The following is a 21,970-nucleotide window of genomic DNA, read 5'->3' as shown; positions in this document are numbered from 1 at the left end:
CGCCCCATGGGGGTACGAAGATTTTCCGCCGGGCCGGATTGCCTGGCGGTCATGCACGCGCTCAGTCCGGTCTCAGCCGATTCAGAGCTTCTTCGAACGCCGTCTCTCCGCGGCGCGAACTGCTGGCGATGCGGCCGCCATCGAGCGTGGCGATAACATCTGCGATCTCCGCCTCACGGCGGATATGGGTGGCGATAACCAGCGAGCGACTGTTCGCCCTCTCGGACAGGCGGTCCATGACATCGAGTGCTGTAGCGCGGTCGAGACCTTCCGTCGGCTCGTCGAGCAACCAGAGCGGGGTATCGCGCAGGAAGAGGCGAGCGAGTGCCAGCCGCCGCGACTGGCCACCCGAGAGGCCCATGCCGCCTTCGCCGAGACGGGTGTCGAGGCCATCGGGCAGGGCGGCGATATCGGTCAGTAGACCGGCGGCGGCGAGTGCGGACTTCAGGTCGCTTTCGGTGGCGTTGGGACAGGCCAGGCGGAGATTGCCGGCGACTGTGTCCTGGAAGAGTTCGGTGCGCTGGGTCAGAAGGGTTGCTGTGTCGTTGGCGACGGTACCCTCGAGCGGTTCGATCTCGCCGGCGAGCAGGGCCAGTAGCGTCGACTTGCCGACACCGCTGGCGCCGATGAGTGCGAGTTTTTCGCTCGGTCTTAGGGCGAGGTTGATGTCGGCGAGAACAGGTGTTGCGGCTGCATCATAGGCGGCGCTGACACCGGTGAGTTGGACCGGCAGTCCGGCGGTGGGGGCGGCGTGCTGACGCGTGGCTGTGTCGTCGGCCAGGCGTGGGCCGATGCGCTTTGCCGCCAGCAGCGTGCGTCCGAGTTCCAGCGCACCCCGACGCAGCGCGCCGAAGGGCTCGACGGCGGCGAAGGCGATCAGGATGCCGAGGGCTGCGACCGGTGCGGTGATCGTGCCGGCACCGGCCAGCGCCGCGACGGCGAGCAGCGCACCGGTGAGCAGGAGTGTCGAGGCGATGCCGAAGCCGAACGTCACGGTGCTTTCGATGCGGTTCAGGCTGTTGTCGGCATCTTCGGCATAGCGGTCGGCGGCGGCTACGGCTGCTGTTTGCGCTTCAATCCTGCCGGCCATCAAGAGGTCCGACTGACCGGAGACGAGGTCGATGGTGCGGGCGCGCAGTGCCTCGATGCCATAGGCGCGGCGCCGGGCATGGGCGGCGGCGAAGCGGCCGGCGCAAAGGGGGATGCCGAGGCCGGCGACGATGAGGAGCAGTGCCGTCGAGAGGCCGAACAGGGGATGCATCAGGCCAAGCGCGATGCCCGTGGCGATGGCGGTGAGGATTGCGACGCCTGCGGGCACAAGCACGCGGAGATAGAGAGAATCGAGCGCATCGATATCGCCGCTCAGGCGAAACAGCAGGCGGGCGGGGCGTCTTGCGAGATCACGGGCAGCGCCGGCCTGCGCCCAACCGCGAAACAGGCGTTCGCGGAGCGCGGCGAGCACGGCGAGCGTCGCATCGTGCGTCGTCAACCGTTCGCCATAGCGCGAGGCGGTGCGGCCGATCGCCATCAGGCGGATGCCTGCCGAGGGGGCGAAGACATCGAAGGTGATGGCGGCTGCCACTGAGGTGCCGGCGATCGCCGTTGCGGTGATGAACCAGCCGGAGAGGCCGAGCAGGGCGATGCCGGCGGCAGCCGTCGCAGCCGACATGACGGCGCCCATCAGCAGGCCACGTTTCTTCTCCCTGACGAAGAGCTTGAGTATGGGCTTGAGGTCGGTCAGCGACGCGCTCATTCGGCGGCCTCCCGTGCGGCTTCCGGATTGAGATGGATCGTCTTGCCCATGCGGGCGGCGAGGCGGGGATCGTGCGTGGCGACGAGCAGGGTCTTGCCCTTGGCAAGCGCAAGCAGGGTCTCGGTGATGTCATCCGCCGTTGCGCTGTCGAGATGGGCGGTCGGTTCGTCGGCGAGGACGATCAGCGTCTCGGGGTTCACGGCGGCGCGGGCGATGGCGAGCCGCAGCGCCTCGCCACCCGACAGGCCGGCTCCGCCGTCGCCGAGCGGACGTTTGCGGTAGACGCTTGCGAGTCGTCCGAGACGGGCGGCGTTGAGTGCGGCGGCTGCCTGTTGCGTGGAGACCTGCGGGCGACCGAGCGTGACGTTGCGGGTAATGCTGCCTGCGAAGATATGCGGCTTCTGGCCGATCCAGGCGATCCGCGTCCGCGACGATTGACCGGCCGGTTGCCCGCCGATCTCGACGCGGCCGCTTTCACAGGGCGCAAGGCTGGCGGCGAGTGCCAGCAAGGTCGACTTGCCTGAGCCGCTTGGGCCCAGCAGCGCGACGTGTTCGCCGGCGCGGATATGGAGATCGAAGCTCTCGATGGCTGAGGTATCGCTGCCGGGGTAGCGGAAGGCGACGGCGTGGAAGAGGATGTCGGCGGCCAGGGGGCCTTGAGCGGCTTCTCCCTGCGGCAGGAGCATGCCGTCTTCGCTCAGCGCATCGAGCGCCTTCATCGCGGCTTCGCCCGAGGCGCGGTCGTGCCAGACGGCCGAGAGTTCGCGCAGCGGCTCGAAAAAGGCGGGTGCAAGCAGCAGCACGAAGAGGCCTGATGTGAGGTTCAGTCCGCCAGTCCAGGCACCGAAACGGATTTCGCCGAGCAGCGAGAACCCGACATAGACGGCGACCATGGCGACGCCGAGCGCGGCGAAGAGCTCGAGAACCGCCGACGACAGGAAGGCGATGCACAGCACGGCCATTGTGTGGGTCTTCAGGTCCTCGGCATCGGCGCGAAGCCGCGTTGCCGTGGCATCGACAGCATCAAGCGCGCGGATGGTGGCAAGGCCGCGCAGGCGATCGAGCAGGAAGCCATTGAGGCCGCCGGTCGCGGCCAGCTGCTTTTCGCTGGCGGCCTGCGCGCGCCAGCCGATCAGTGCCATGAAGACAGGGATGAGGGGCATGGCGAAGAGCAGCACGAGCGCCGCGATCCACGAGATCGGGAAGACGCAGGCGAGGATGACCAGTGGCACGGCGCTGGCCTTGAAGCGGGCCGGCTGGAAGCGTGCGAGATAGGGGACGATGAGCTCGGCCTGTTCGCCGACGACGCTGGCGGCTTCTCCCGAGGTGTGGCGGGTGCTGTCGACCGGCGACCGGCGCGCAAGGGCCTCGACGGCGCGGGCGCGCCTCAGGGTGAGTTCGGCGCGGGCGGCGCGAAAGGCGAGGCGGCCTCCTGCCGCTTCGAGACAGCTTTTCGCGATGCCGAGGAAGCCGATGACGATCGCCGGCCAGATGACGGCCTCGACCCCGCCGCCATTGGCGATGCGGCCGACCGCGATCGAGAGGAGGCCGGCCTGCGGGATCCAGAGGAGGGCGGCGAGTGTCTGGACCAGTGCCGCGTTGCGCAGGCCAGACGGCTGGCGGGCGCGCTTGCGCCGTCCGTCGCGGGCCTTATCTTGCTTGGCATCGAGAAAGGCACTGGTCATGGCGCTAACTCTTGTTCGCAGGATTGGGACGGCGGCCACGGCCGAGCGAGATGACCCGGTCCTTGGCCTCAAGCAGCTTCGTCACTTTCGCGCCTAGCGAGAGTAGCGTTGCAAGTCTTTCGGTTTCAAGTTGTTTCACATCGTCATACCAATGTGTCAGCTGTTCAATCAGCGCATGCATTTCGCTCATGCGTTCCTGCGCATGGCGCTCGGCCTCGCTGGCCGGCCTTTGCATCAGGATTTCGCGCAGCACCGAGAGCGTCGGATCGACCTCGCGCTTCTTGCGCTCTTCGGCGAGCGTGCGCAGGATCAGCCAGACATCGTCGGGCGTGGTGAAGAAGTCGCGGCGGTCGTCCGGCCGGTGCCTGAGCAGCACGAGGTTCCAGGTCTGCAGCTCGCGCAGGCTCATCGAGACGTTCGAGCGCGAGATGCCGAGCGCGTCTGCGATCTCCTCGGCGCAGAGCGGCTGAGGGGAGACGTAGAGCAGCGCGTAGATCTGGCTCACCGTCCTGTTGATGCCCCAGCGCGAGCCCATCTCACCGAAGTGCAGGACGAAGGATTGGACGAGCGGCGCAAGGTTCATGGTCCGGTTTCCGTTATGACTGTGATTTCAGAAATTTCTGAAATCACAGCTCGCAGTACATGGCTGACAATCGGCAGGCTGGGGATGCTGCGATTGGTGCCGGATTTGACGATAGCCAGCTTTTCGCCCGGGTTTATTGATTCAGATCAAATGGCCGAGGAATGTTTGGCCTTACCCTGCGCGAGGTAGCGATCGAACTTGGCGGCGATGGTGCGCACGAAGGGGCGGCCTTCGTCGGTGATCACGAACCTGTCGCCATCGAAAGAGACGAAGCCATCCTCGTTGAAGCTCGCATGCAGGGCGTCGTCGCAGGCGTTGTCGGCGGCCTTGCCGAAGCGGGCGCGCAACTCGGTGACCGAGAAGGCGTATTGGCACATCAGCTCCTCGATCGCCTGCGCGCTGGCGCGGTCGGCATCCGAGAGCGCGAAGCCCCGGGCAACGGGAAGGCGGCCTTCCGAGATCGCCCGGCAATATTGTCCTGTTGCGACGATGTTCTGGACATAGCCCTGCGGCAGCTTGCCGATCGAGGAGGCGCCGAGGCCGATCAGCGTGTCGGCGCCATCGGTCGTGTAGCCCTGGAAGTTGCGCCGGAGTTCGCCGTCACGCAGCTGGCGGGCCATGCTGTCGTCGGGCTTTGCGAAGTGGTCGATGCCGACGGCATCATAGCCTGCCGCAAGGATGGCGCTAGCGCCCGCCGCGGCCATTGCGAAGCGGTCGGCGGGACCGGCAAGGGTCGCGGTATCGATCACCGACTGGTGCTTCTTGACCCAGGGAACGTGGGCGTAGCCGAACATGGCGATGCGATCGGGCTGCATCGACAGCGACAGGTCGATCGTGCGCAGCAACATGTCGCGATCCTGATGCGGCAGGCCGTAGACGATGTCGAGATTGATCGAGCCGATGCCGAGCTCGCGCAAGGTTCGCACGACCAGTGCCGTCTGCTCGAAGTTCTGCGGTCGGTTGATTGCGGTCTGGACGATCGGCTCGAAATCCTGCACGCCGACGCTTGCCCGCGTCATGCCGAAATCGCGCCATGCCTTCAGCTTCTCCTCATCGACATGCGTCGGGTCGATCTCGACGCTGATCTCGCAATCGGGGCCGATGTCGAAATGGGCGTCGAGCGTGGCGCGCAGACGGACGAGGTCGGCGGGGCTGACGATCGTCGGCGAACCGCCGCCGAAATGGATGGCTGCGACCTTTCGCCGTAGCGGGAGATATGTCGCAACGAGCGCGATCTCGCTATTCAAGGCTTCCAGGTAGGTCGCGATGGGGTCGTAGCGGCGCACCTGCTTGGTATGGCAACCGCAGTAGAAACAGAGCCGGTCGCAGAACGGAATATGCACGTAAAGCGATAGTGCGCCTTGTGAATTTGCTTCGAGCCACTGCCGGTAATCCATCTCGCCAACGCCCTCGTGGAAGTGCGGCGCGGTCGGATAGCTGGTGTAGCGGGGTACGGGGGCAGAGTAGCGGGCAATGAGATCGGCGTTCATGAGCGTGTCCTTTCGAGGACGGGAATAAAGGGGGTTTTCGATGAATGCCTTGATCTCGATCAAGAAAACGCTGTTCTCTGACGACAGCCTTGGCTATGCTTCCGGCGGAGCTGGTTGCATGCGAAAAGATATACATAATTCTAATATTCCAATACGTTGCGTAAGCTGCGAGGTCCGCCACAAGGGTATGTGCGGCGCGCTGACGGGCGACGAACTTCTGTCTCTGTCTGCCCATACGCGGCTGGTGACGCATCACGCCGGCGAGGAGCTGGCAGGCGAAAAGATGCCCGTCGAGGCCTACGCGACGGTCATCAGCGGCGTTGTGAAATTGACGAAGACTCTGGAGGATGGGCGCCAGCAGATCGTCGGGCTGCAGTTCGCTCCCGACTTCCTCGGCAGGTTGCATGCCAACGAAAACGGTGTCTCGGCCGAGGCCGCATCCGATGTGCACCTGTGCCGTGTTCCGAAGGCTGCCATGGAGCGGCTGGTCAAGAGCACGCCGGCACTCGCTGAAAGGCTGATGGAACAAACGATGCGCGAGCTCGACGAGGCGCGCGACTGGATGGTGACGCTGGGGCGCAAGACGGCGGCGGAGAAGGTGGCGAGCTTCCTGTTTCTGATCGCGACGCATCTGGATCCCGAGGCGACCGGCGAGAATCGCCGTTTCGACCTGCCGCTGTCGCGCGCCGATATCGCCGATTTTCTCGGGCTGACGATCGAGACGGTGTCGCGGCAAATGTCGAAACTCAAGGCCGATGGCGTCATTTCCATCGTCGCGAACCGGCATATCGAGGTGGCCAAGCTCTCCAAGCTGAAGGCCTGCTGCGGCACCTGATGGCGCGCTTCGGCGCGCCCTGTGAATGCGTGTTGCCGAGCCGGGTGTTTTGTGCAGGAGTGATGGTTTCCATCATCGATTTGAGAGCCTCCATGCCCGCCGCTGAAGCCAATCTCCTCGTCTCCCGCCTGTCTCCGCCGCCCATCCCCTCGGTGCTCGCATGGGCACGCGAGTACAAGGGAGCCAATGGGCCGCTGGTCGATCTCTCGCAGGCGGTGCCAGGCTATCCTGCGCATCCCGAGATGCTGCGGCTGCTGGGTGAGGCGGCGTCGTCGCCCGCGACAACAGGCTATGGGCCGATCGAGGGCGAGGGCGTGTTGCGCGAGGCTTATGCCCGGCAGATGTCCGAGGTCTATGGCGCGCCGGTCGCTGCCCGCAACGTCCAGATCACTGCCGGCTGCAACCAGGCCTTCATGGCGGCGGCCATTGCGCTTGCTGGCGCCGGAGACAGCGTGGCGCTGACCAATCCCTTCTATTTCAACCAGGAAACGACGCTGTCGATGCTTGGCATCAACAGGGTGTTGGTCGAATGCGATGCCGATAACGGCTTCCTGCCCGACATCGCTTCGGCCGAGAAGGCGCTGGCCTAGGGCGCCAAGGTGCTGGCGATCGTGACGCCGAACAATCCGACGGGCGCGATCTATCCGCCGGAGCTGTTGCGCGCACTGTTCGATCTCTGCCGCAGCCATGGGGCGTGGCTGATTGTCGACGAGACCTACCGCGACTTCCTGCCGGAGGGTTATGGCGCCCCGCACCCGCTGCTCAGCATCCCCGGCTGGGAGGAGACGCTGATCCTGCTTTACAGCTTCTCCAAATCCTTCTGCATTCCCGGCCACCGGCTGGGCGCGATCACCGCCGGTGAGGGTGTCGTCGCCGAGATCGTCAAGGTGATGGACAACATGCAGATCTGCGCGCCGAGGGCTGCCCAGGTGGCGGTTGCCAAGGCGATGACCGTTCTGGCCGGCTGGCGGGCCGCGAACCGGCTGGAGATTGCCCGGCGGGCCGATGCGCTGCGGGCGGTGATGGCTGAGTTGCCCGGCTGGGAGATCGGTGCGATTGGCGCGTACTTCGCGTTTATCCGGCATCCGTTCGCGGATTTGAGTTCGTCTGCGGTTGCCGAGAGGCTGGCCAAGGAGGCTGGCGTGGTTTGTCTGCCGGGGAGCTATTTCGGGGTGGAGCAGGAGCGGTATCTGCGGTTGGCGTTTGCCAATGCGGATGCGGAGTCGATCGGGCGGTTGGTGGAGCGGTTGCGCTAAGGTTGCTTTGGATGGGGCGCCTGAGATCGAACGTCGTGCCGTGGGATACCCCCCTCTGTCCTGCCGGACATCTCCCCCACAAGGGGGGAGATCGACTCGGAGCCTGCTCTCAGCCAAACAATGAGAGTGGAGCGAGCGGTTACACTCAGCCAATCTCCCCACCTGTGGGGGAGATGCCCGGCAGGGCAGAGGGGGGTATCCCGCGGCAAAACCTCTCTTTAGGCACCTCGCAGCCGTATGCTATGCTCCAGCACATGACGCGTCATCACAGAGGTCCCCCATGCCCCGATTTCTTGCCGTCTACACCATGAAACACGAGGATTTCGCGGCCTTTCGGCGTCTGTCCAAAGCCGAACAAGACGCCATTGATGCCGAAGGTGTGCCGCAGTGGATGGCCTGGGAGGAGCGGAATGCTGCGGCTATTCTCGATCGCGGCGGCATGGTGGGGAAGACAATGCGGGTTAGCAAGGACGGGATTGCGGAGGCTTCCAATGCGCTTTGCGGTTATCTTATCGTCGAGGCGGAGAATGCCGAGGCCGCGGCACGGCTGTTCCTCGATCATCCGCATATCACGGTATTTCCCGGCGATGGCGTGGATATCATGCCGTTGGTGACATGATGCCGTTGCAGGTGTTTATCTAGGCGATCTTCGCCCGATCATCCAGAGCGTCACGCGGCGCCGGCATCTTGTTGATCGCGCCGCGGGTTCGATTGCGGCCGGCGCTCTTGGCTTCGTAGAGCAGCTTGTCGGCCCGTTCATAAAGGGTCGCGAAATCCTCGTCGCCGACGATATCCGTAAGGCCCATGCTTGCCGTCACCGGGCGTTTGAGGCCGGGCACCGTGCGGGCGACGATGGCGGGAATGGCCTGGCGCCGGAGTTCGGCCTGGGTGTCGGCGTCGTCGCCGCGCAGGAGAAGTACGAATTCCTCGCCGCCGAGGCGATAGGCGCGGACGCTCGTGCCGGGCTGGAGCGCATTGGCCACCGCCTTCAGCACCTCGTCGCCGACGCTGTGGCCGTTGATGTCGTTGATCGCCTTGAAATGATCGATGTCGATAACAGCAAGGGCCGCGAAGCCTTCGGTTCGCAGCTGCTCGAATTGCAGCTCGATCGCACGCCGGTTCAGCAATCCCGTCAGCGGGTCCGTTTCGGACAAGCGTTCAAGCAGCTCGGCGTCATTGCGGGCGCCGTCGCGCTCGCGCTTCATGGTGACGAAGCGCTCGGCCACGCCAAGCGTCGTGAACACGACCTCGCACATGCAGCCGATGTAGAAGAGCAGTGTGGCGTCGGTGCTGTGCAGCCAGGGCACGACACCTGTCACGAGACGGATCAGGCCGACCACGACCATCGGCGCGTAGCCGAACGCTTGAAATCGCGCGGCGCGGCTTCCGCGGCGCAGCGCATCGATCATCGACAGGATGAAGATGGCAAGCACCGGCGCGAAGGCGGCGGTATAGGCGCTCGACTGGATGGGGCGGGCGACGAAGGGGAAGGCGGCGTGAAAGACGCTCAGCGCTATTGCCCATGCCGCGCAATAGGGGAGCACGCGGCGCAGCAGCGGATGCATGAGACCAGGCTCGACGAAGCTATAGGTGAACATCGCTCCCGACGCGATGGTCATCCCGAAGATCACCGTCGTCATCCAGCTCAGGGTCATGGCCGGCGGATCGAAGAGCATGACCGCCAAGCCCGATGTTACCATGATGGTCATCAGCAGCGAGAATGTCAGCGCCGAGTGCCAGAGAACGAAGGGTTCGCGCAGCGCCCGGTAGAAGGCTGCATTGAAGATCAGGGGCATGACGAGCATGCCGGCAAGGCCTGCCAGCACAAGCATCAAGCGCATGTCGCCGATGCCGCCGGCTGCGTCCGTCGGTGCGAGATAGGCACGCTCCAGCGTCATCCGGTGGCTTGGCAGGTCGATCGCGGCGATGATCTGTCGGGTCTCGCTGGTCACATCGGGCAGGGGTGCCTTGAAGTAGCCGCCGGCCATGGAGCTTTGGAGGGCTGCGGCGGGGATGGTGTCCTGGCGGAGCGTGCCATCGCGATCAATGGCAAGCAGATGCACCGCCTGAAGTGCCGCTCGCCTGGAGAGCAGATAGTTGGGAAGGGTGACGTCGGCGTTGATATCGAAGCGAAGAAGCACGCGTTCGGCATCGATGGAGTGGGCTTGATCGCCGCAGGACCATCGATCCTGGTTCCTGGCGATCGCGACCACGTCTTCCGACAGGCTGGCGGATGCCCAGCAGGAACTGCGAATCTCCGCCGAATCCGCCGGCGCAGCCGATGCGGCGCTGAATTGCAGCAGCATCACCAGGAACAGAACGGCCGCCGGAAGGCTATTTCGAAATCCACTCGAAGTCATGGCTCTAGGCTAGGGCGGAAAGCTTTTGATGCCGTTAATCGGGGCAGGTGAAAGTCTGCCGTTGGGTTGGTTTAGCAGGCGCTTGCGTTGTCAGGCAGGGAGCGCGGTCGGTCAATCACCCTAGCCAACAAATGGCCTCGCCCGGATCGCCAAGCAATGTCACAATCCTGTTCGATTTGATGTTTAGAGCGCAGGAATCGGCACAGAGGATCGTCGGATGGCAGAAGAAAAGTCGCTTGAGTTCGCGGGCGGGATCGTGGATTTCGATGCCGGGCATGGCGAGGCCGCCACCGTCGAGATGAAGGACTACAGCGACAGTCTGGAGCGGGCCAAGGCGAAGTCCGTGCGTCTTGTCGATGCGATCACCGGCGCTGCGCTCAAGAAGAAAGACGCCATCCACTTCGACGATCTGCGCCCTGCGCTGGCCGAGTTCATGCGGCAGAAGCATCCGGGGCTGCACTCGGACGATTATATCAATCGCAAGGTGGTCGACGATTATCGCGGCCAGTATATCGCCGAATTGTTGCGCGACGAACGCGGCGAGCTTTCCAACCTTGAGGACGAGGTCGTTGAGAGCCTTCGCAGTCACGATACGCTGGCCGAAAACATCGAAGAGGACTACGAGGAGCATCGCTCGATCGGCGACCGCGTGGCCGACGTCGTCGCCACCTTCGGCGGCAGCTGGACCTTCATCATCTCCTTCTGCCTGTTCCTGGCCGTCTGGATGGGCATCAATCTGCTGATGGGCGAGCGGCAGGCCTTCGACGCCTATCCCTTCATATTGCTCAACCTCATCCTCTCAACCATCGCCGCCCTGCAGGCGCCGATCATCATGATGAGCCAGCGGCGCCAGGAATCGAAGGATCGTCTGCGCGCGCTCAACGACTACAAGGTCAACCTCAAGGCCGAACTGGAAATCCGCCACCTGCACGAAAAGGTCGATCATCTGCTGAACCGGCAGTGGGAGCGACTGACCGAAATCCAGCAGATCCAGATCGAGATGATGCTGGAACAGGCCAAGGCCGCCAACCGCGCGCTGAAGCTCAGCAAGGCGCAGAAGACCAAGACCAGTGCCTTGAAAAACCTCTTCAGCGCCGCGCCGAAGACGGACGAGACGGACGGCTAAATCGCGGTGCTGCCGGCGGCGTTGTCATTGTACAAATGACTGAGAAGAGTCTATAAGATTCCGCTAGATAGATGCTCCTGACGGTTCAACATCAGGTAGCGTTTTTGATGCCGATAACGGCAAATTGTGGGAGGAATAGACGATGAAAACGGTTCTCATTGCAGCAGCCTTGATCCTGTCGGCCGCGACGGCGCATGCCGCCGATACATGCGCCTCTAAGGCAGTCGACAAGAACGGCAAGCCGCTGGCCGGAGCTGCGCTGACGTCGTCGATGAACAAGTGCCAGAAGGATGCAGCCGCCGCTTGCGACATGTCCGCCAAGGACAAGAACGGCAAGGCGCTCGCTGGTGCCGCGAAGACCGCCTACACCAAGAAATGCGTGAGCGATGCCGTCGGCGGCTGACGCTGTCTGACACAAGCACGACCACTATCGGCCGATAGCCTTTCTGCTGCCAACCGCTCAGCCATATCAGGCTATTGGGCGACGTTTTCTAACGCCGTTCCGATCGCTGAAAGATATGGGCTGCGGATATGCGGGTTGTCCGGATCGTCGGGCCGACCAAGGCGCTGATGTTTTCGATCAGCGCCTCGGCTACGTCTGGCTGCTTTTTCGGAGGCAGAGCCAGAAAGGGCGAGAGGCTGCGATGAAGGGCAACGAAGCGCTCGACGCTGTAGTCGTCAGCGATCTCGACATGGCAGAAAAGCCTCTCGGTAAATGCTGCCTTCTGTAGCGGTTCGGAAAGTCCCCAAAACACCTGGGCGATCTCGTCTCGGGACTGCCTTTCGATCGGCTGAGGATAGCCGGAGCGCTGGAATGCCTCGTCCATGGCATCGGCCTGATGCGCGCCGGGCAGGGGTTCCTTGTTCCAGAGCAGGACGACAAATCCGTTCGGCGCGAGCAATTCCTCGATGCGCTGGACACCGCGCTTCTGATCGATCCAGTGAAACGAGGATGCCGCCAGAATGATATCGAACGGGGCGCAGAGATCGGCCTGTTCGAGCGTGCTGGTCTGGAAGGTGATATCCGGGAAAGGGGCCAGAACGTCACGGGCAATAGTGACGAAGTCGGCGTTCGGTTCGACACAGGTAAATCTGCCGCCCAAGGCGGCAAAGTCCTGCGTGGCGGTGCCGGGGCCGCTGCCGATTTCGAGGACACGGCTGTCTCGCCGCCATTCCGCGGCCGCTGCCGACGCAGCTATCAGGGCGGTTGGATAGCGGGGACGCCCCTCGACATAAAATCTCGCGCCGTTGGAGTACCAACGCGCCTTTTCGTCGTCGGTCTTTTCATCGTAGATCGCCAAGTTTGGTCCTCCGCGTTGGGGATGCGGACAAAGTAGTTCAGGGCTTAGTTTTGGCCATGGTTAGTGCATCGGCTTCGGGGCGGTAGACGCCGTCGGAAGTGGGCCGCTCTACGCCTATCGACACCGCGCGTGTACAGAACAATAGGCTCATCGTTGGAGGCTACGAGCCTATTAGCTGCGTGTCGCTCCAGTGAAGGGAGCGACCGTCGGCGGCCCGGACCTCAAGCCGAGCGACTGGTGCGCGTTCTTCTCGGTCCACCAGCGACGAACGAGCCTCCCCGTTGGTGAACAGATAGTCTTCACCCCATTGGCGCAGTGCAACGATCACCGGGAACAGACCGCGCCCTTTCTCTGTGAGGATGTATTCGCGGTAGGCGGTACCATCCGAGGCGGGCGCGGTCTCGAAAATTCCGCGCTTTGTCAGGTCGCGCAATCGGGTCGACAATACCCCCTTGCTTATGCCGAGCCCGTTCTGGAACTCGCCAAAACGACGCTTGCCATCGAATGCGTCGCGAATGATCAGAAGCGACCACCAGTCGCCTATGGCATCAAGAGAGCGCGCAACAGGGCAACCGGCATTCCACAGGCTAACCCGTTTCACCATAGGTACGGACCTCTGATTTCAAATCTGGTTCTATCTTAGAACTAGATTTGACATGAGCCAAGTGGTTTCAACGTCAGACCGAGTTGAGATCACGAGGAGCTGCTGATGAGCGAAAATACCGGAGATGCCGCGAATAGGGGGGTGGCCCGAGGGTTGTCGAGAGCGCAGACGCTGTTGGTCGCGGCAGCAGCAGGCATGAGCGTGGCCAATATCTATTACGCCCAACCCCTGCTTGATCTCATGGCGAACGACCTCGGCATTTCGCCCTCCAGCATTGGCCTTGTCGTTACGCTGACGCAGGTCGGATACGGATTGGGCTTGATCTTTATCGTGCCGATCGGCGATCTCATCGACCGCCGAAAGCTTATCATCGTCCAGGGATTGCTCTCGGCTATCGCTCTTGTCGTCGTCGCGACGGCTGGAGCGAAAGCGATGCTGCTTGCCGGTATGGGGGTGGTCGGATTGTTGGCGGTTCTCGTCCAGATACTCGTTGCACATGCCGCAGCGTTGGCGACGCCAACTCAGCGCGGCGGCGTGGTCGGCACGGTCACCAGCGGTGTCGTCACGGGCATCCTCGCCGCGCGATCCGTTGCCGGCACGATTGCCGACTATGGCGGGTGGCGGACGGTCTATCTGACCTCCGCGCTGCTCATGATCGCGATGGTCGGTATCCTCGTGAAAGCGCTGCCACGGCAAGAGGTGGAACGGCATCCGGAAACGTATCTCGACGCTCTCCTTTCGGTTCCGCACACGTTTGTGAGTGAGCCGGCCCTGCTGTTTCGTGGCGTACTCGCGCTCCTGATCTTCGCATCCTTCAGCACATTCTGGACCGCGTTGGTGCTTCCGCTCAGCGCTCCGCCGTTTTCCTATTCCCATACCTTGATAGGTCTTTTTGGATTGGTTGGACTGGCAGGGGCGATTGGAGCGACATGCGCCGGAAGACTTGCCGATAGAGGCTACGGTCGATGGACGACCGGGATTTCTCTGGTATTCCTGCTGGCATCCTGGGCGCTGATTGCGTTCCTCCCACACTCCATTTTGCTGTTATTGATGGGCGTGTTCCTGCTCGACCTGGCGGTGCAGGCTGTCCACGTGAGCAATCTCAGCGTCGTCGTGAGCCTGCATCCGCAAAAGAGTGGTCGCCTGATTGGCGGCTACATGGTCTTCTACTCGGTGGGCAGCGCTGTCGGTGCAATCACCGCCACCGCAATCTACGCGCGGTACGGCTGGCCGGGAATTTGCGTCTTGGGAGGGGCTTTCAGTGCCGTTGCGCTCTTGGTTTGGATTGTCAGCCGTTTTTCAACGAGCGCAGATCGGACGAACCGCTTGGCTGAGTGCACCCGCGGATGACCGTTTCGGACGCAACCGATCCTTCCGCATGCGAACCACCCAAATAGCAAGGCCCGCTTTCGCGGGCCCTGCATCCTCAATCTACCCTTACACCACCACCGTCAGCGGCGGGATGCGCTTGTCGGGGGCGATGTCCTGCTCTTGCGCTGCCAGGAGGTTGAGCTCGCGGCGTTCGCGTTCGGAGACGATCGCGAGGTCGATGACCTTCTGCAGGTTGGCGGCGTGGCGGAAGGTGGGGTCGTCCTGTTTGCCGGTGCGCACGGCTTCGGCGAAGCGCTGGTAGTTGGTCAAGACCGGCGGCACCTCGATGTCGCGCCAGGTGGCGCTTTCGATGTCGTCGCCGAAGCAGCCGCGGAGATCCGAGCCATCAGGCCGGTGGGTGACCTCGAGGCTGCCCTTTTCGCCATAGATGCGCAGCTTCAGCTCGTTGAGGTGGCCGGTCGCCCAGCGCGTGGCGTGGATGACGCCGAGCGCGCCGTTGGTGAAATCGACAGACATGGTGAAGCTGTCGTTGGCATCCAGCAGATACTCGCCGATCTGGCCGCCCGGCGCCTTGTTGAAGGTCTTGAGGCGGGCGAAGACGTGGTCGATATCGGTCGCCGCACCATAGGCCGCGAAGTCGAGGATGTGGATGCCGACGTCGCCGAGCACGCCGTTGGAGCCGTGGCCGGTGGACAGGCGCCACAGCCAGCGCGATTCCGTGCGCCAGTCGCCCCAGGCGCGGGAAACGAGCCAGCTCTGGAGGTAGGAGGCCTCGACGTGCCTGATGGTGCCGAGTTCGCCGGCCAAGACCATCTCGCGAGCACGCTGCAGGGGCGCGACGTTGCGGTAGGTGAGGTTGACCATGTTGATGACGCCGGCGGCTTCCGCCGCTTCCGTCATCTCCAGGGCGTGGTCGTAGTGCTCGGCCAGCGGCTTTTCGCAGAAGACGTGCTTGCCGGCCGCGATCAGCGCCAGGCTGGTCGCGTAGTGGATGCGGTCAGGCGTGACGTTGGTGGCGCTGTCGAATTCGCCCCACTCGATCGCCTCTTCCAACGTGCGGAAGCGCTTTTCGATGTGGAAGTGATCGGCGAATTCGGTCAACCGTGCGAGATCGGTATCGACGGCGCCGACAACCTCGACGCCATCGATCGCCAGAAAATTGGCGACCTGGTTTTTGGCCATGACGCCCGTGCCAAGAACGAGTAGACGCATTGCTGTTCTCCTCAGCGGTAACCGGCTTCGCCGGCCTGGTGCAGTCTCGGGCCGCGTTCGGTGATCGGCTCCAGCGCCTTCTCGACCGGGACATTCGGAGCATCGGTGATGCTCTTCAGGTCGCCCTCAGGATTATAAGCCCATTTGACGCCGTTGATCAGCACCTTCTGGACGTTGGCGTCGTGGTAGGTCGGATAGGTCTCGTGGCCCGGGCGGAAGTAGAAGATGTTGCCGGCACCGCGGCGCCAGGTGAGGCCGGAGCGGAAGACTTCGCCGCCTTGGAACCAGGAGATGAAGACGGTTTCAAGCGGCTCCGGAACGGAGAACTGCTCGCCGTACATCTCTTCGTTCTCCAGCACGAAGTTCTCGCCGATGCCGGCTGCGATCGGGTGGCGCTGGTTGATCGTCCACAGGCGCTCGCGCTCGCCGGCCTCGCGCCACTTCAGCGCGCAGGGCGTGCCCATCAGGCGCTTGAAGATCTTCGAGAAGTGTCCGGAATGCAGGACGAGCAGGCCCATGCCTTCCCAGACGCGCTTGGCGACGCGCTCGACGACGACGTCGGAGACGGCGCCGTGGTCCTTGTGGCCCCACCAGGTCAGAACGTCGGTTTCGGCAAGCCGGGCTTCCGTGAGGCCGTGTTCCGGTTCCTGCAGCGTGGCGGTCGTGGCGCTGATCGCTGGATCGGTGTTCAGCGCGTTGGCGATCGTTGTGTGCATGCCATCGGGATAGATGCCGCGGACGATCTCGTTGGTGTTTTCATGGATGTTTTCACCCCATACGATGGTGCGAATAGCCAAAGTCATGCTCCTTCATGTGCGTGGTGGATCGAAACCGTTGGGAAGCGGCTGGGATCCGGTTGTTTGGGTTGGTTTCAGGCGGCGCCCTTTAAGGGGATCCTTTCGAGCGCGCGTCCGGATGGATCGAAACGGTGGATGGCGCCGGCGACAGGCGAGACGCCGAGATTGTCACCGGGCTGGTGGCGCGAAACGCCGGTTTCGCGAACGACCAGCGGTTCCGGCGTGCCGATGTCGAGATAGACGAAGCTGTCGGAACCGAGGATTTCGGAGTGGATCACCGTGCCCTTCCAGGCGGGCTCGCGATTGGTGATCTCGATGTGTTCGGCGCGCACGCCGATGGTGTGGGCGTTGTAGGGGCTTGCGTGTTCGCCAGTGAGGAAGTTCATCTTCGGCGAGCCGATGAAGCCGGCGACGAAGATGGAATTCGGGGTCTCGTAGAGCTCCAGTGGCGTGCCGATCTGCTCGACGACGCCATCGCGCAGCACGCAGATGCGGTCGGCGAGCGTCATTGCCTCGACCTGGTCGTGGGTGACGTAGATCATCGTCGTGTCGTGCATGCTGCGGTGAAGCTTGGCGATCTCAAGCCGTGTGGCGACGCGAAGGGCGGCGTCGAGGTTCGACAGCGGCTCGTCGAAGAGGAAGACCTTGGGATCGCGGACGATGGCACGGCCGATCGCGACGCGCTGGCGCTGGCCGCCGGAGAGCTGGCGGGGCAGGCGCTCCAGATAGGGCGAGAGCTGCAGCATGCCGGCCGCCTGTTCGACGCGGGCCTTGCACTCTTCCTTGGTGCGGCCCGACAGTTTCATGCCGAAGGCCATGTTGTCGAAGACGGTCATGTGCGGATAGAGCGCGTAGGACTGGAAGACCATGGCGATGCCGCGCTTGGAGGGCGAGAGCTGATTGACCGCCTGGCCATCGAAGGAGAGCGTGCCCTCCGAGATGTCCTCCAGCCCGGAAATCAGCCGCAGAAGCGTGGACTTGCCGCAGCCGGACGGGCCGACGAAAACCATGAACTCACCCTTGCGGATATCCATGGTGACGCCCTTGATGACTTCGAGAGCGCCGAAGCTCTTTCTGATATTGTCGAGTCTAATCTGTGCCATATCGTGCTTTCTTCAACCTTTGACGCCGCCGGCGGTGAGGCCGGAAATGATCCGGCGCTGGAATATGAGCACCAGGACAACGACAGGGACCGTGACGATGACGGATGCCGCCATGATGTTGCCCCACGGAATCTCGAACTGGCTCCCGCCCGACAACAGGGCGATGGCGACCGGCACGGTTCGCTGCGCGTCCGAAGACGTAAAGGTTAGGGCGAAAAGGAATTCGTTCCAGGCCGTAATGAAGGCGAGCAGCCCGGTCGTGACCAAAGCCGGCCACATCAGCGGCATGAAAACCTGGGTAATGATCACCCACGGAGAGGCCCCATCGACGATCGCCGCTTCCTCGATTTCGATGGGCAGATCGCGCATGAAAGTGGTCAGAACCCAGACCGTGAAGGGCAGGGTGAAGATCATGTAGGAGAAGATCAGCGCGAACGGCGTGTTGAAGATGCCAATCCAGCGGATGAGCTCGAACAGGCCGGCCAGCACCGCGATCTGCGGGAACATCGAGACCGACAGGATCGTCAGCATCAGCAGCGCCCGGCCGCGGAAATGTACGCGGGCGAGAGCATAGGATGCGGTAACGGCGAGCAGCAGCGAGGCGGCGACGACGCAGACGGCGACCAGCAGCGAATTGCCGAGGCTGTGGATGAAACTGCCCGTGGTCAGCACGTTTGTGTAGTTCGCAAACGAGATCGAGGTCGGCCAGTATTCGATTGCGAACAGCGCCGTGCCGGATTTGAAGCTGGTCAGGATCGCGTAGTAGAAGGGGAAGACCGCGATGATGACGATGACGCCGACGAGGAGATAGAAGAGGGTGTTCTTGGTGGCTGTGAGAAGCATCAGCGTTCACTCCCGCCGAGGTTGACGCGGCCGAGCCACATGTAGAGCACGGTGACGGTGGCGATGAGCAGGAAGAGGACGGTCGAGGCGGTTGCGCCATAGGCGAACTTGTCGAAGTCGAAGAGGTTTTCTCTTGCCATGACCGACATGGTCTTGGTCTGCGCATTGTTCGGCGTCAGCACGTAGATCAGGTCGAAGATGCGCATGGCGTCGAGCATGCGGAAGATGACCGCCACCATGATCGCGGGACGGATCAGCGGCAGCGTCAGGCGCCAGAAGACCTTGATCGGGTTGATCCCGTCGATCTTGGCGGCCTCGTAGATATCGCCCGGCACCATTTGCAGGCCGGCAAGGATAAGGAGCGCCATGAAGGGCGTGGTCTTCCAGACGTCGACGATCAGGACGGCGATCATCGCGGTTTCAGGATTGGCGGTCCAGGCGATCTTCTGGCTGATCAGGCCGAGCGCCATGAAGAGGTCGTTCAGGATGCCGAACTGGTCGTTGAGCATCCAGGCCCACATCTTGGCCGAGACGATGGTCGGGATCGCCCAGGGGATGAGGATTGCGGCGCGCACGATGCCGCGGCCGACGAACTGAGCGTTCAGCACGAGCGCGACGATGAGGCCGAGGGCGGTTTCGATCAGCACGGAAAGCACGGTGAATTTCATCGTGTTCCACACCGCGTTCCACCAGGCGGGATCGGCGAGCAGGCCCTTGTAGACGGTGCGGCCGCTCTTCAGCGTGATCCAGGTGAGGTAATTGTCGAAGCCGACGAACTTGGCGTCGCCGAGACTGGTGAGCGAGGCGTTGGTGAAGCTGAAATAGATAGTGCGAAACAGCGGCCAGCCGGCGACGACGGCGAGGATGAACAGCGTCGGCGCCAGGAACATCCAGGCGGAGCGGACGCGGTCGGCCTTCAGGTCCGACGAGGTGGCCCTGGCGCGCGTCTGCGCTTTCAGGCTTTCAGAAACTGCAACTTCACTCATGAGATACCCGCTTCCTGAGACGATTGACGGTGGCGTCCTTCGGAGCGCCGGCAGCGGATAGCCCGCCGCCGGCGCATCGATGGATTACCAGTTGTCGCCCTTGAGCGACGTCAGGTCGGCTTCGAGAAGCTCGAGGTTTTCAGCGGCGGTGCCATTGCCCGACAGCGTGTTGTGGACGGCGGTCCAGAACTTGGCGGAGACCTCGTTGTACTTGACCTTGGCCGAGGCCGAGGGACGCGGAACGGCGCTTTCGAAGATCGGCTTCCAGGCCGGCATGAAGGGAGCCGCGGCAGCGATGTCCTTGTCGTCGTAAAGCGCGGACAGCGTCGGCAGGTTGGAGAGCTCTATGGCGCGCTGTTTCTGGCTTTCCTTTGAGGTCAGGAACTTCACGAGTTCGATCGCGACCTCGGGGTTCTGCGAATATTTGGAAACGGCGAGGTTCCAGCCGCCGAGCGCGGACGAGGGCTTGTCACCTTCGGTGGCTGCCGGGAGCGGTACAACGTCGAACTTGCCCTTGACGGCGCTGTCAGGGCCGTTGCCGAGCGCATAGGCGTAAGGCCAGTTGCGCATGAAGACGGCATTGCCGGTCTGCCAGACACCGCGCGATTCTTCTTCCTGGTAGGCGAGAACGCCGCCCGGAGAGATCGTGCCGACCCAGCCCTTGGCGCGTTCGATGGCGGCTGCGGCCTTCTCGTTGTTGATCGAGATGGTGCCGTCGGTCTCGATGATCTGGCCGCCGCCGGAGGATTTGATCCATTCCAGCGCGTTGCAGGTCAGGCCTTCATAGGCGTTGCCCTGGAAGACATAGCCCCAGAGGTCCTTCTGGCCGGCTTCGCGCTCCTTGTCCTGGATTTCCTTGGCGGTCGCCGCCATCTCGTCCCAGGTCTTCGGCGGCTGCTTGCCGTATTTGTCGAGCAGGTCCTTGCGGTAGAAGAGGGCGGGTGCGTCGGTGTAGAGCGGCATGGCGACGAGGCGGCCGTTGACGGTCTGCGACTGGATGATCGAGGGGAAGAAATCGCCCACGACGTCCTTGGCGGCATCCTTCAGATCGAGGAACTGGTCGGCCAGCTGGGGCGCCCAGATCACGTCGGTCTGGTAGACGTCGACGTCCTTGTTGCCGGCGGCAAGCCACAGGCGATACTGCGAGAACTGCTCGGTGGACGAGGACGGCATGGTGACGATGCTGACCTTGTTGCCGGTCGCCTTTTCGAAGGCGTCGAGCTGCTTGCGGAACAGGTCGAGGTTTTTACCGGTGGAGCTTGCAGAGATGCTGATGTTGGCGGCGTAGGCCGGCATGGCCACGCCGATGAGCGCGGCCGCGATGACGGCCGTCGTGAAACGAAACTTCATGATCTTCCTCCCAAAAAGAACCATTGCGTCCTCAAATTTGAAAACGATTTGGTTGGAAAAAATTGTCAGAAGCGCGATATCAAGTCAAGCGGGTAGTTTAGTGGTGGCTTTAAGTTGCCGAGAGTGACGATTTTCCCTGTGAAAACAATGGAATGTGACGTTGCGCGCATGTGGAGAACATCGGGCGCGACACATCGATTGTGATTGAACATTGAAATCGGTTTGGCTGATGTGCGGTTTTTGTGCCAAATATCGACGGATTGGCTTATAGGGTGTGTGAAGGGTCCAATAGCGGGCGATGAAAGACGTGTCGGTGCATGAAGCTTAGAGAGTTCGCAAAACAGCTCGGATTGTCGCCGACGACGGTCAGCCGCGCGCTGAGCGGCTATCCGGAAGTGAGCGAAGTGACCCGCGCGCGCGTGGCGGAGGAGGCCGTTCGGCTCGGCTATCGGCCGAACGTCAACGCCGTCAGATTGAAGACCGGGCGTGCCGGCGCGATCGGTGTGGTGATGGGGCGGGCAGGCGAGTTTCACTTCGCCGAGTTCATGGCGGGGATGGCCGAGAGGCTGCTGACCGAGGACACCGACATTCTCGTCATTCCGATGGCCGATCCCGATCATAACGACGAGATGCAGCTCTACCGGCGTCTGGTGGAAAGCCAACGGGTCGATGCGATCATCGTGCATTCGCCGCGCCCCAACGACGAGCGTATCGCGCTGCTCCACAAGCTCGGCATGCCGTTTCTGGTCCACGTCCGCTCGGATATCGACGTGCCGCATGCCTGGCTCGACATCGACAACGAGGGTGCGGTGCGTCGCGCCACCTCGCATCTCATCGATCTCGGCCATACCAGGATCGCCATGATTAACGGCCGCCCGGGGGCGACCTACGCGCTGCATCGTGACAAGGGCTACCGCGAGGCGCTGCAGAGCCGGGGCATCGAACTCGATCCCCAGTTGATCGCCAGCGGCAATTTCACCGACGAGCTCGGCTTCCGCTTCGCCCGCTCGCTGCTGGAACAGTCCAATCCGCCGACCGCGATCGTCGCCGGCTCGATGATGACGGCGCTTGGTGTCTATCGTGCGGTTCGCTCGCTCGGGTTGCAGGTTGGTCGCGAGGTTTCCGTCATCGCCCATGACGACGTGTTTCCCTATCTGACCGCAGACAACATGGCGCCTTCGCTATCGGCGACGCGCTCTTCGATGCGCGCGGCGGGCACGCGGTGCGCGGATCTGGTGCTGCAGCTGGTATCCGGCCGCTCGCCGCTGGAGATCCACGAGCTGTGGCCGGTCGAGCTCATCCTGCGCGAATCAACGGCGCCGGTGCAGCGCTGATCTGGTGTGTGACGCGGCTC

Annotated in this window: 19 protein-coding genes and 1 pseudogene; 7 read left to right on the top strand and 13 right to left on the bottom strand. The window is 62.9% G+C overall.

The window, feature by feature from the left end; all coding sequences use genetic code 11:
- Window positions 1-61: 61 nt before the first annotated feature.
- The 4 genes from cydC to hemN form a co-directional block, all read right to left on the bottom strand.
- A complete protein-coding gene (cydC, locus tag QTL96_RS04690) occupies window positions 62-1,753 on the bottom strand; it encodes a thiol reductant ABC exporter subunit CydC (protein ID WP_289726860.1) in 1,692 nt (563 codons plus the stop codon).
- A complete protein-coding gene (gene cydD, locus QTL96_RS04685) occupies window positions 1,750-3,438 on the bottom strand; it encodes a thiol reductant ABC exporter subunit CydD (protein WP_289726859.1) in 1,689 nt (562 codons plus the stop codon). Before cydD ends, cydC begins: the two co-directional genes overlap by 4 nt.
- Window positions 3,439-3,442: 4 nt before the next feature.
- Entirely contained in the window at window positions 3,443-4,021 is a 579-nt protein-coding gene (locus QTL96_RS04680) for a GbsR/MarR family transcriptional regulator (RefSeq protein WP_047506429.1), read from the bottom strand.
- A gap of 146 nt (window positions 4,022-4,167) precedes the next feature.
- On the bottom strand, window positions 4,168-5,511 hold the full coding sequence (gene hemN / locus QTL96_RS04675) for an oxygen-independent coproporphyrinogen III oxidase (protein WP_289726858.1): 1,344 nt from the start codon (window positions 5,509-5,511) through the stop codon (window positions 4,168-4,170).
- Window positions 5,512-5,698: 187 nt separating this feature from the next.
- Here hemN and QTL96_RS04670 point away from each other — a divergent pair, with 187 nt between their 5' ends.
- The 3 genes and pseudogenes from QTL96_RS04670 to QTL96_RS04660 all read left to right on the top strand — a co-directional run bounded on the left by QTL96_RS04670 (window position 5,699) and on the right by QTL96_RS04660 (window position 8,221).
- A complete protein-coding gene (locus QTL96_RS04670; RefSeq protein ID WP_112944359.1) occupies window positions 5,699-6,346 on the top strand; it encodes a Crp/Fnr family transcriptional regulator in 648 nt (215 codons plus the stop codon).
- A 92-nt stretch (window positions 6,347-6,438) separates the two neighbouring features.
- Window positions 6,439-7,602, top strand: a pseudogene (locus QTL96_RS04665) (aminotransferase).
- Window positions 7,603-7,882: 280 nt separating this feature from the next.
- A complete protein-coding gene (locus QTL96_RS04660; RefSeq protein WP_289726857.1) occupies window positions 7,883-8,221 on the top strand; it encodes a hypothetical protein in 339 nt (112 codons plus the stop codon).
- Between the two features lie 19 nt (window positions 8,222-8,240).
- Here the strand turns inward: QTL96_RS04660 and QTL96_RS04655 are convergent, their stop codons facing one another.
- Window positions 8,241-9,962 carry a diguanylate cyclase gene (locus tag QTL96_RS04655; RefSeq protein WP_289726856.1) on the bottom strand — a complete coding sequence of 574 codons (1,722 nt, stop codon included), beginning with the start codon at window positions 9,960-9,962 and terminating at the stop codon, window positions 8,241-8,243.
- A gap of 217 nt (window positions 9,963-10,179) precedes the next feature.
- Here QTL96_RS04655 and QTL96_RS04650 point away from each other — a divergent pair, with 217 nt between their 5' ends.
- Window positions 10,180-11,088 carry a DUF1003 domain-containing protein gene (locus tag QTL96_RS04650; protein ID WP_112944355.1) on the top strand — a complete coding sequence of 303 codons (909 nt, stop codon included), beginning with the start codon at window positions 10,180-10,182 and terminating at the stop codon, window positions 11,086-11,088.
- A 142-nt stretch (window positions 11,089-11,230) separates the two neighbouring features.
- Window positions 11,231-11,491, top strand: coding sequence for a hypothetical protein (locus QTL96_RS04645; protein WP_018897481.1), 261 nt, complete (start codon window positions 11,231-11,233; stop codon window positions 11,489-11,491).
- Between the two features lie 88 nt (window positions 11,492-11,579).
- Here the strand turns inward: QTL96_RS04645 and QTL96_RS04640 are convergent, their stop codons facing one another.
- Window positions 11,580-12,389, bottom strand: coding sequence for a class I SAM-dependent methyltransferase (locus QTL96_RS04640; RefSeq protein ID WP_289726855.1), 810 nt, complete (start codon window positions 12,387-12,389; stop codon window positions 11,580-11,582).
- A 160-nt stretch (window positions 12,390-12,549) separates the two neighbouring features.
- The gene (locus tag QTL96_RS04635; protein ID WP_289726854.1) at window positions 12,550-12,993 is read right to left on the bottom strand and encodes a helix-turn-helix domain-containing protein; all 444 of its coding nucleotides are present in this window, start codon (window positions 12,991-12,993) and stop codon (window positions 12,550-12,552) included.
- Between the two features lie 105 nt (window positions 12,994-13,098).
- Between QTL96_RS04635 and QTL96_RS04630 the strand changes: the two genes are divergently transcribed.
- Window positions 13,099-14,343 (top strand): MFS transporter, encoded by a 1,245-nt coding sequence (locus QTL96_RS04630; protein WP_289726853.1) that lies wholly within the window; start codon window positions 13,099-13,101, stop codon window positions 14,341-14,343.
- An 87-nt stretch (window positions 14,344-14,430) separates the two neighbouring features.
- On the opposite strand, the gene QTL96_RS04625 is transcribed toward QTL96_RS04630, so the two are convergent.
- From QTL96_RS04625 to QTL96_RS04600, 6 genes are all read right to left on the bottom strand, one after another.
- Complete coding sequence (locus QTL96_RS04625; protein WP_289726852.1) at window positions 14,431-15,537, bottom strand: Gfo/Idh/MocA family oxidoreductase; 1,107 nt, start codon at window positions 15,535-15,537, stop codon at window positions 14,431-14,433.
- Window positions 15,538-15,548: 11 nt separating this feature from the next.
- Window positions 15,549-16,334, bottom strand: a complete 786-nt coding sequence (locus QTL96_RS04620) for a ThuA domain-containing protein (protein WP_112822199.1) — start codon at window positions 16,332-16,334, stop codon at window positions 15,549-15,551.
- 74 nt (window positions 16,335-16,408) lie between these two features.
- The gene (locus tag QTL96_RS04615) at window positions 16,409-17,437 is read right to left on the bottom strand and encodes an ATP-binding cassette domain-containing protein (RefSeq protein WP_289726851.1); all 1,029 of its coding nucleotides are present in this window, start codon (window positions 17,435-17,437) and stop codon (window positions 16,409-16,411) included.
- A gap of 12 nt (window positions 17,438-17,449) precedes the next feature.
- Window positions 17,450-18,280, bottom strand: a complete 831-nt coding sequence (locus tag QTL96_RS04610; RefSeq protein ID WP_289726850.1) for a carbohydrate ABC transporter permease — start codon at window positions 18,278-18,280, stop codon at window positions 17,450-17,452.
- On the bottom strand, window positions 18,280-19,266 hold the full coding sequence (locus QTL96_RS04605) for a sugar ABC transporter permease (RefSeq protein WP_289726849.1): 987 nt from the start codon (window positions 19,264-19,266) through the stop codon (window positions 18,280-18,282). The genes QTL96_RS04610 and QTL96_RS04605 overlap by 1 nt, the downstream gene beginning before the upstream one ends.
- 84 nt (window positions 19,267-19,350) lie before the next feature.
- A complete protein-coding gene (locus QTL96_RS04600) occupies window positions 19,351-20,616 on the bottom strand; it encodes an ABC transporter substrate-binding protein (protein ID WP_289726848.1) in 1,266 nt (421 codons plus the stop codon).
- Between the two features lie 317 nt (window positions 20,617-20,933).
- Between QTL96_RS04600 and QTL96_RS04595 the strand changes: the two genes are divergently transcribed.
- Window positions 20,934-21,950, top strand: a complete 1,017-nt coding sequence (locus QTL96_RS04595) for a substrate-binding domain-containing protein (RefSeq protein ID WP_289726847.1) — start codon at window positions 20,934-20,936, stop codon at window positions 21,948-21,950.
- Window positions 21,951-21,970 lie beyond the last annotated feature (20 nt).

The organism is Rhizobium sp. S163, assembly GCF_030380805.1.
In the GTDB taxonomy this organism is placed as follows: domain Bacteria; phylum Pseudomonadota; class Alphaproteobacteria; order Rhizobiales; family Rhizobiaceae; genus Rhizobium.
This window is presented reverse-complemented; position numbering and strand designations above follow the sequence as displayed.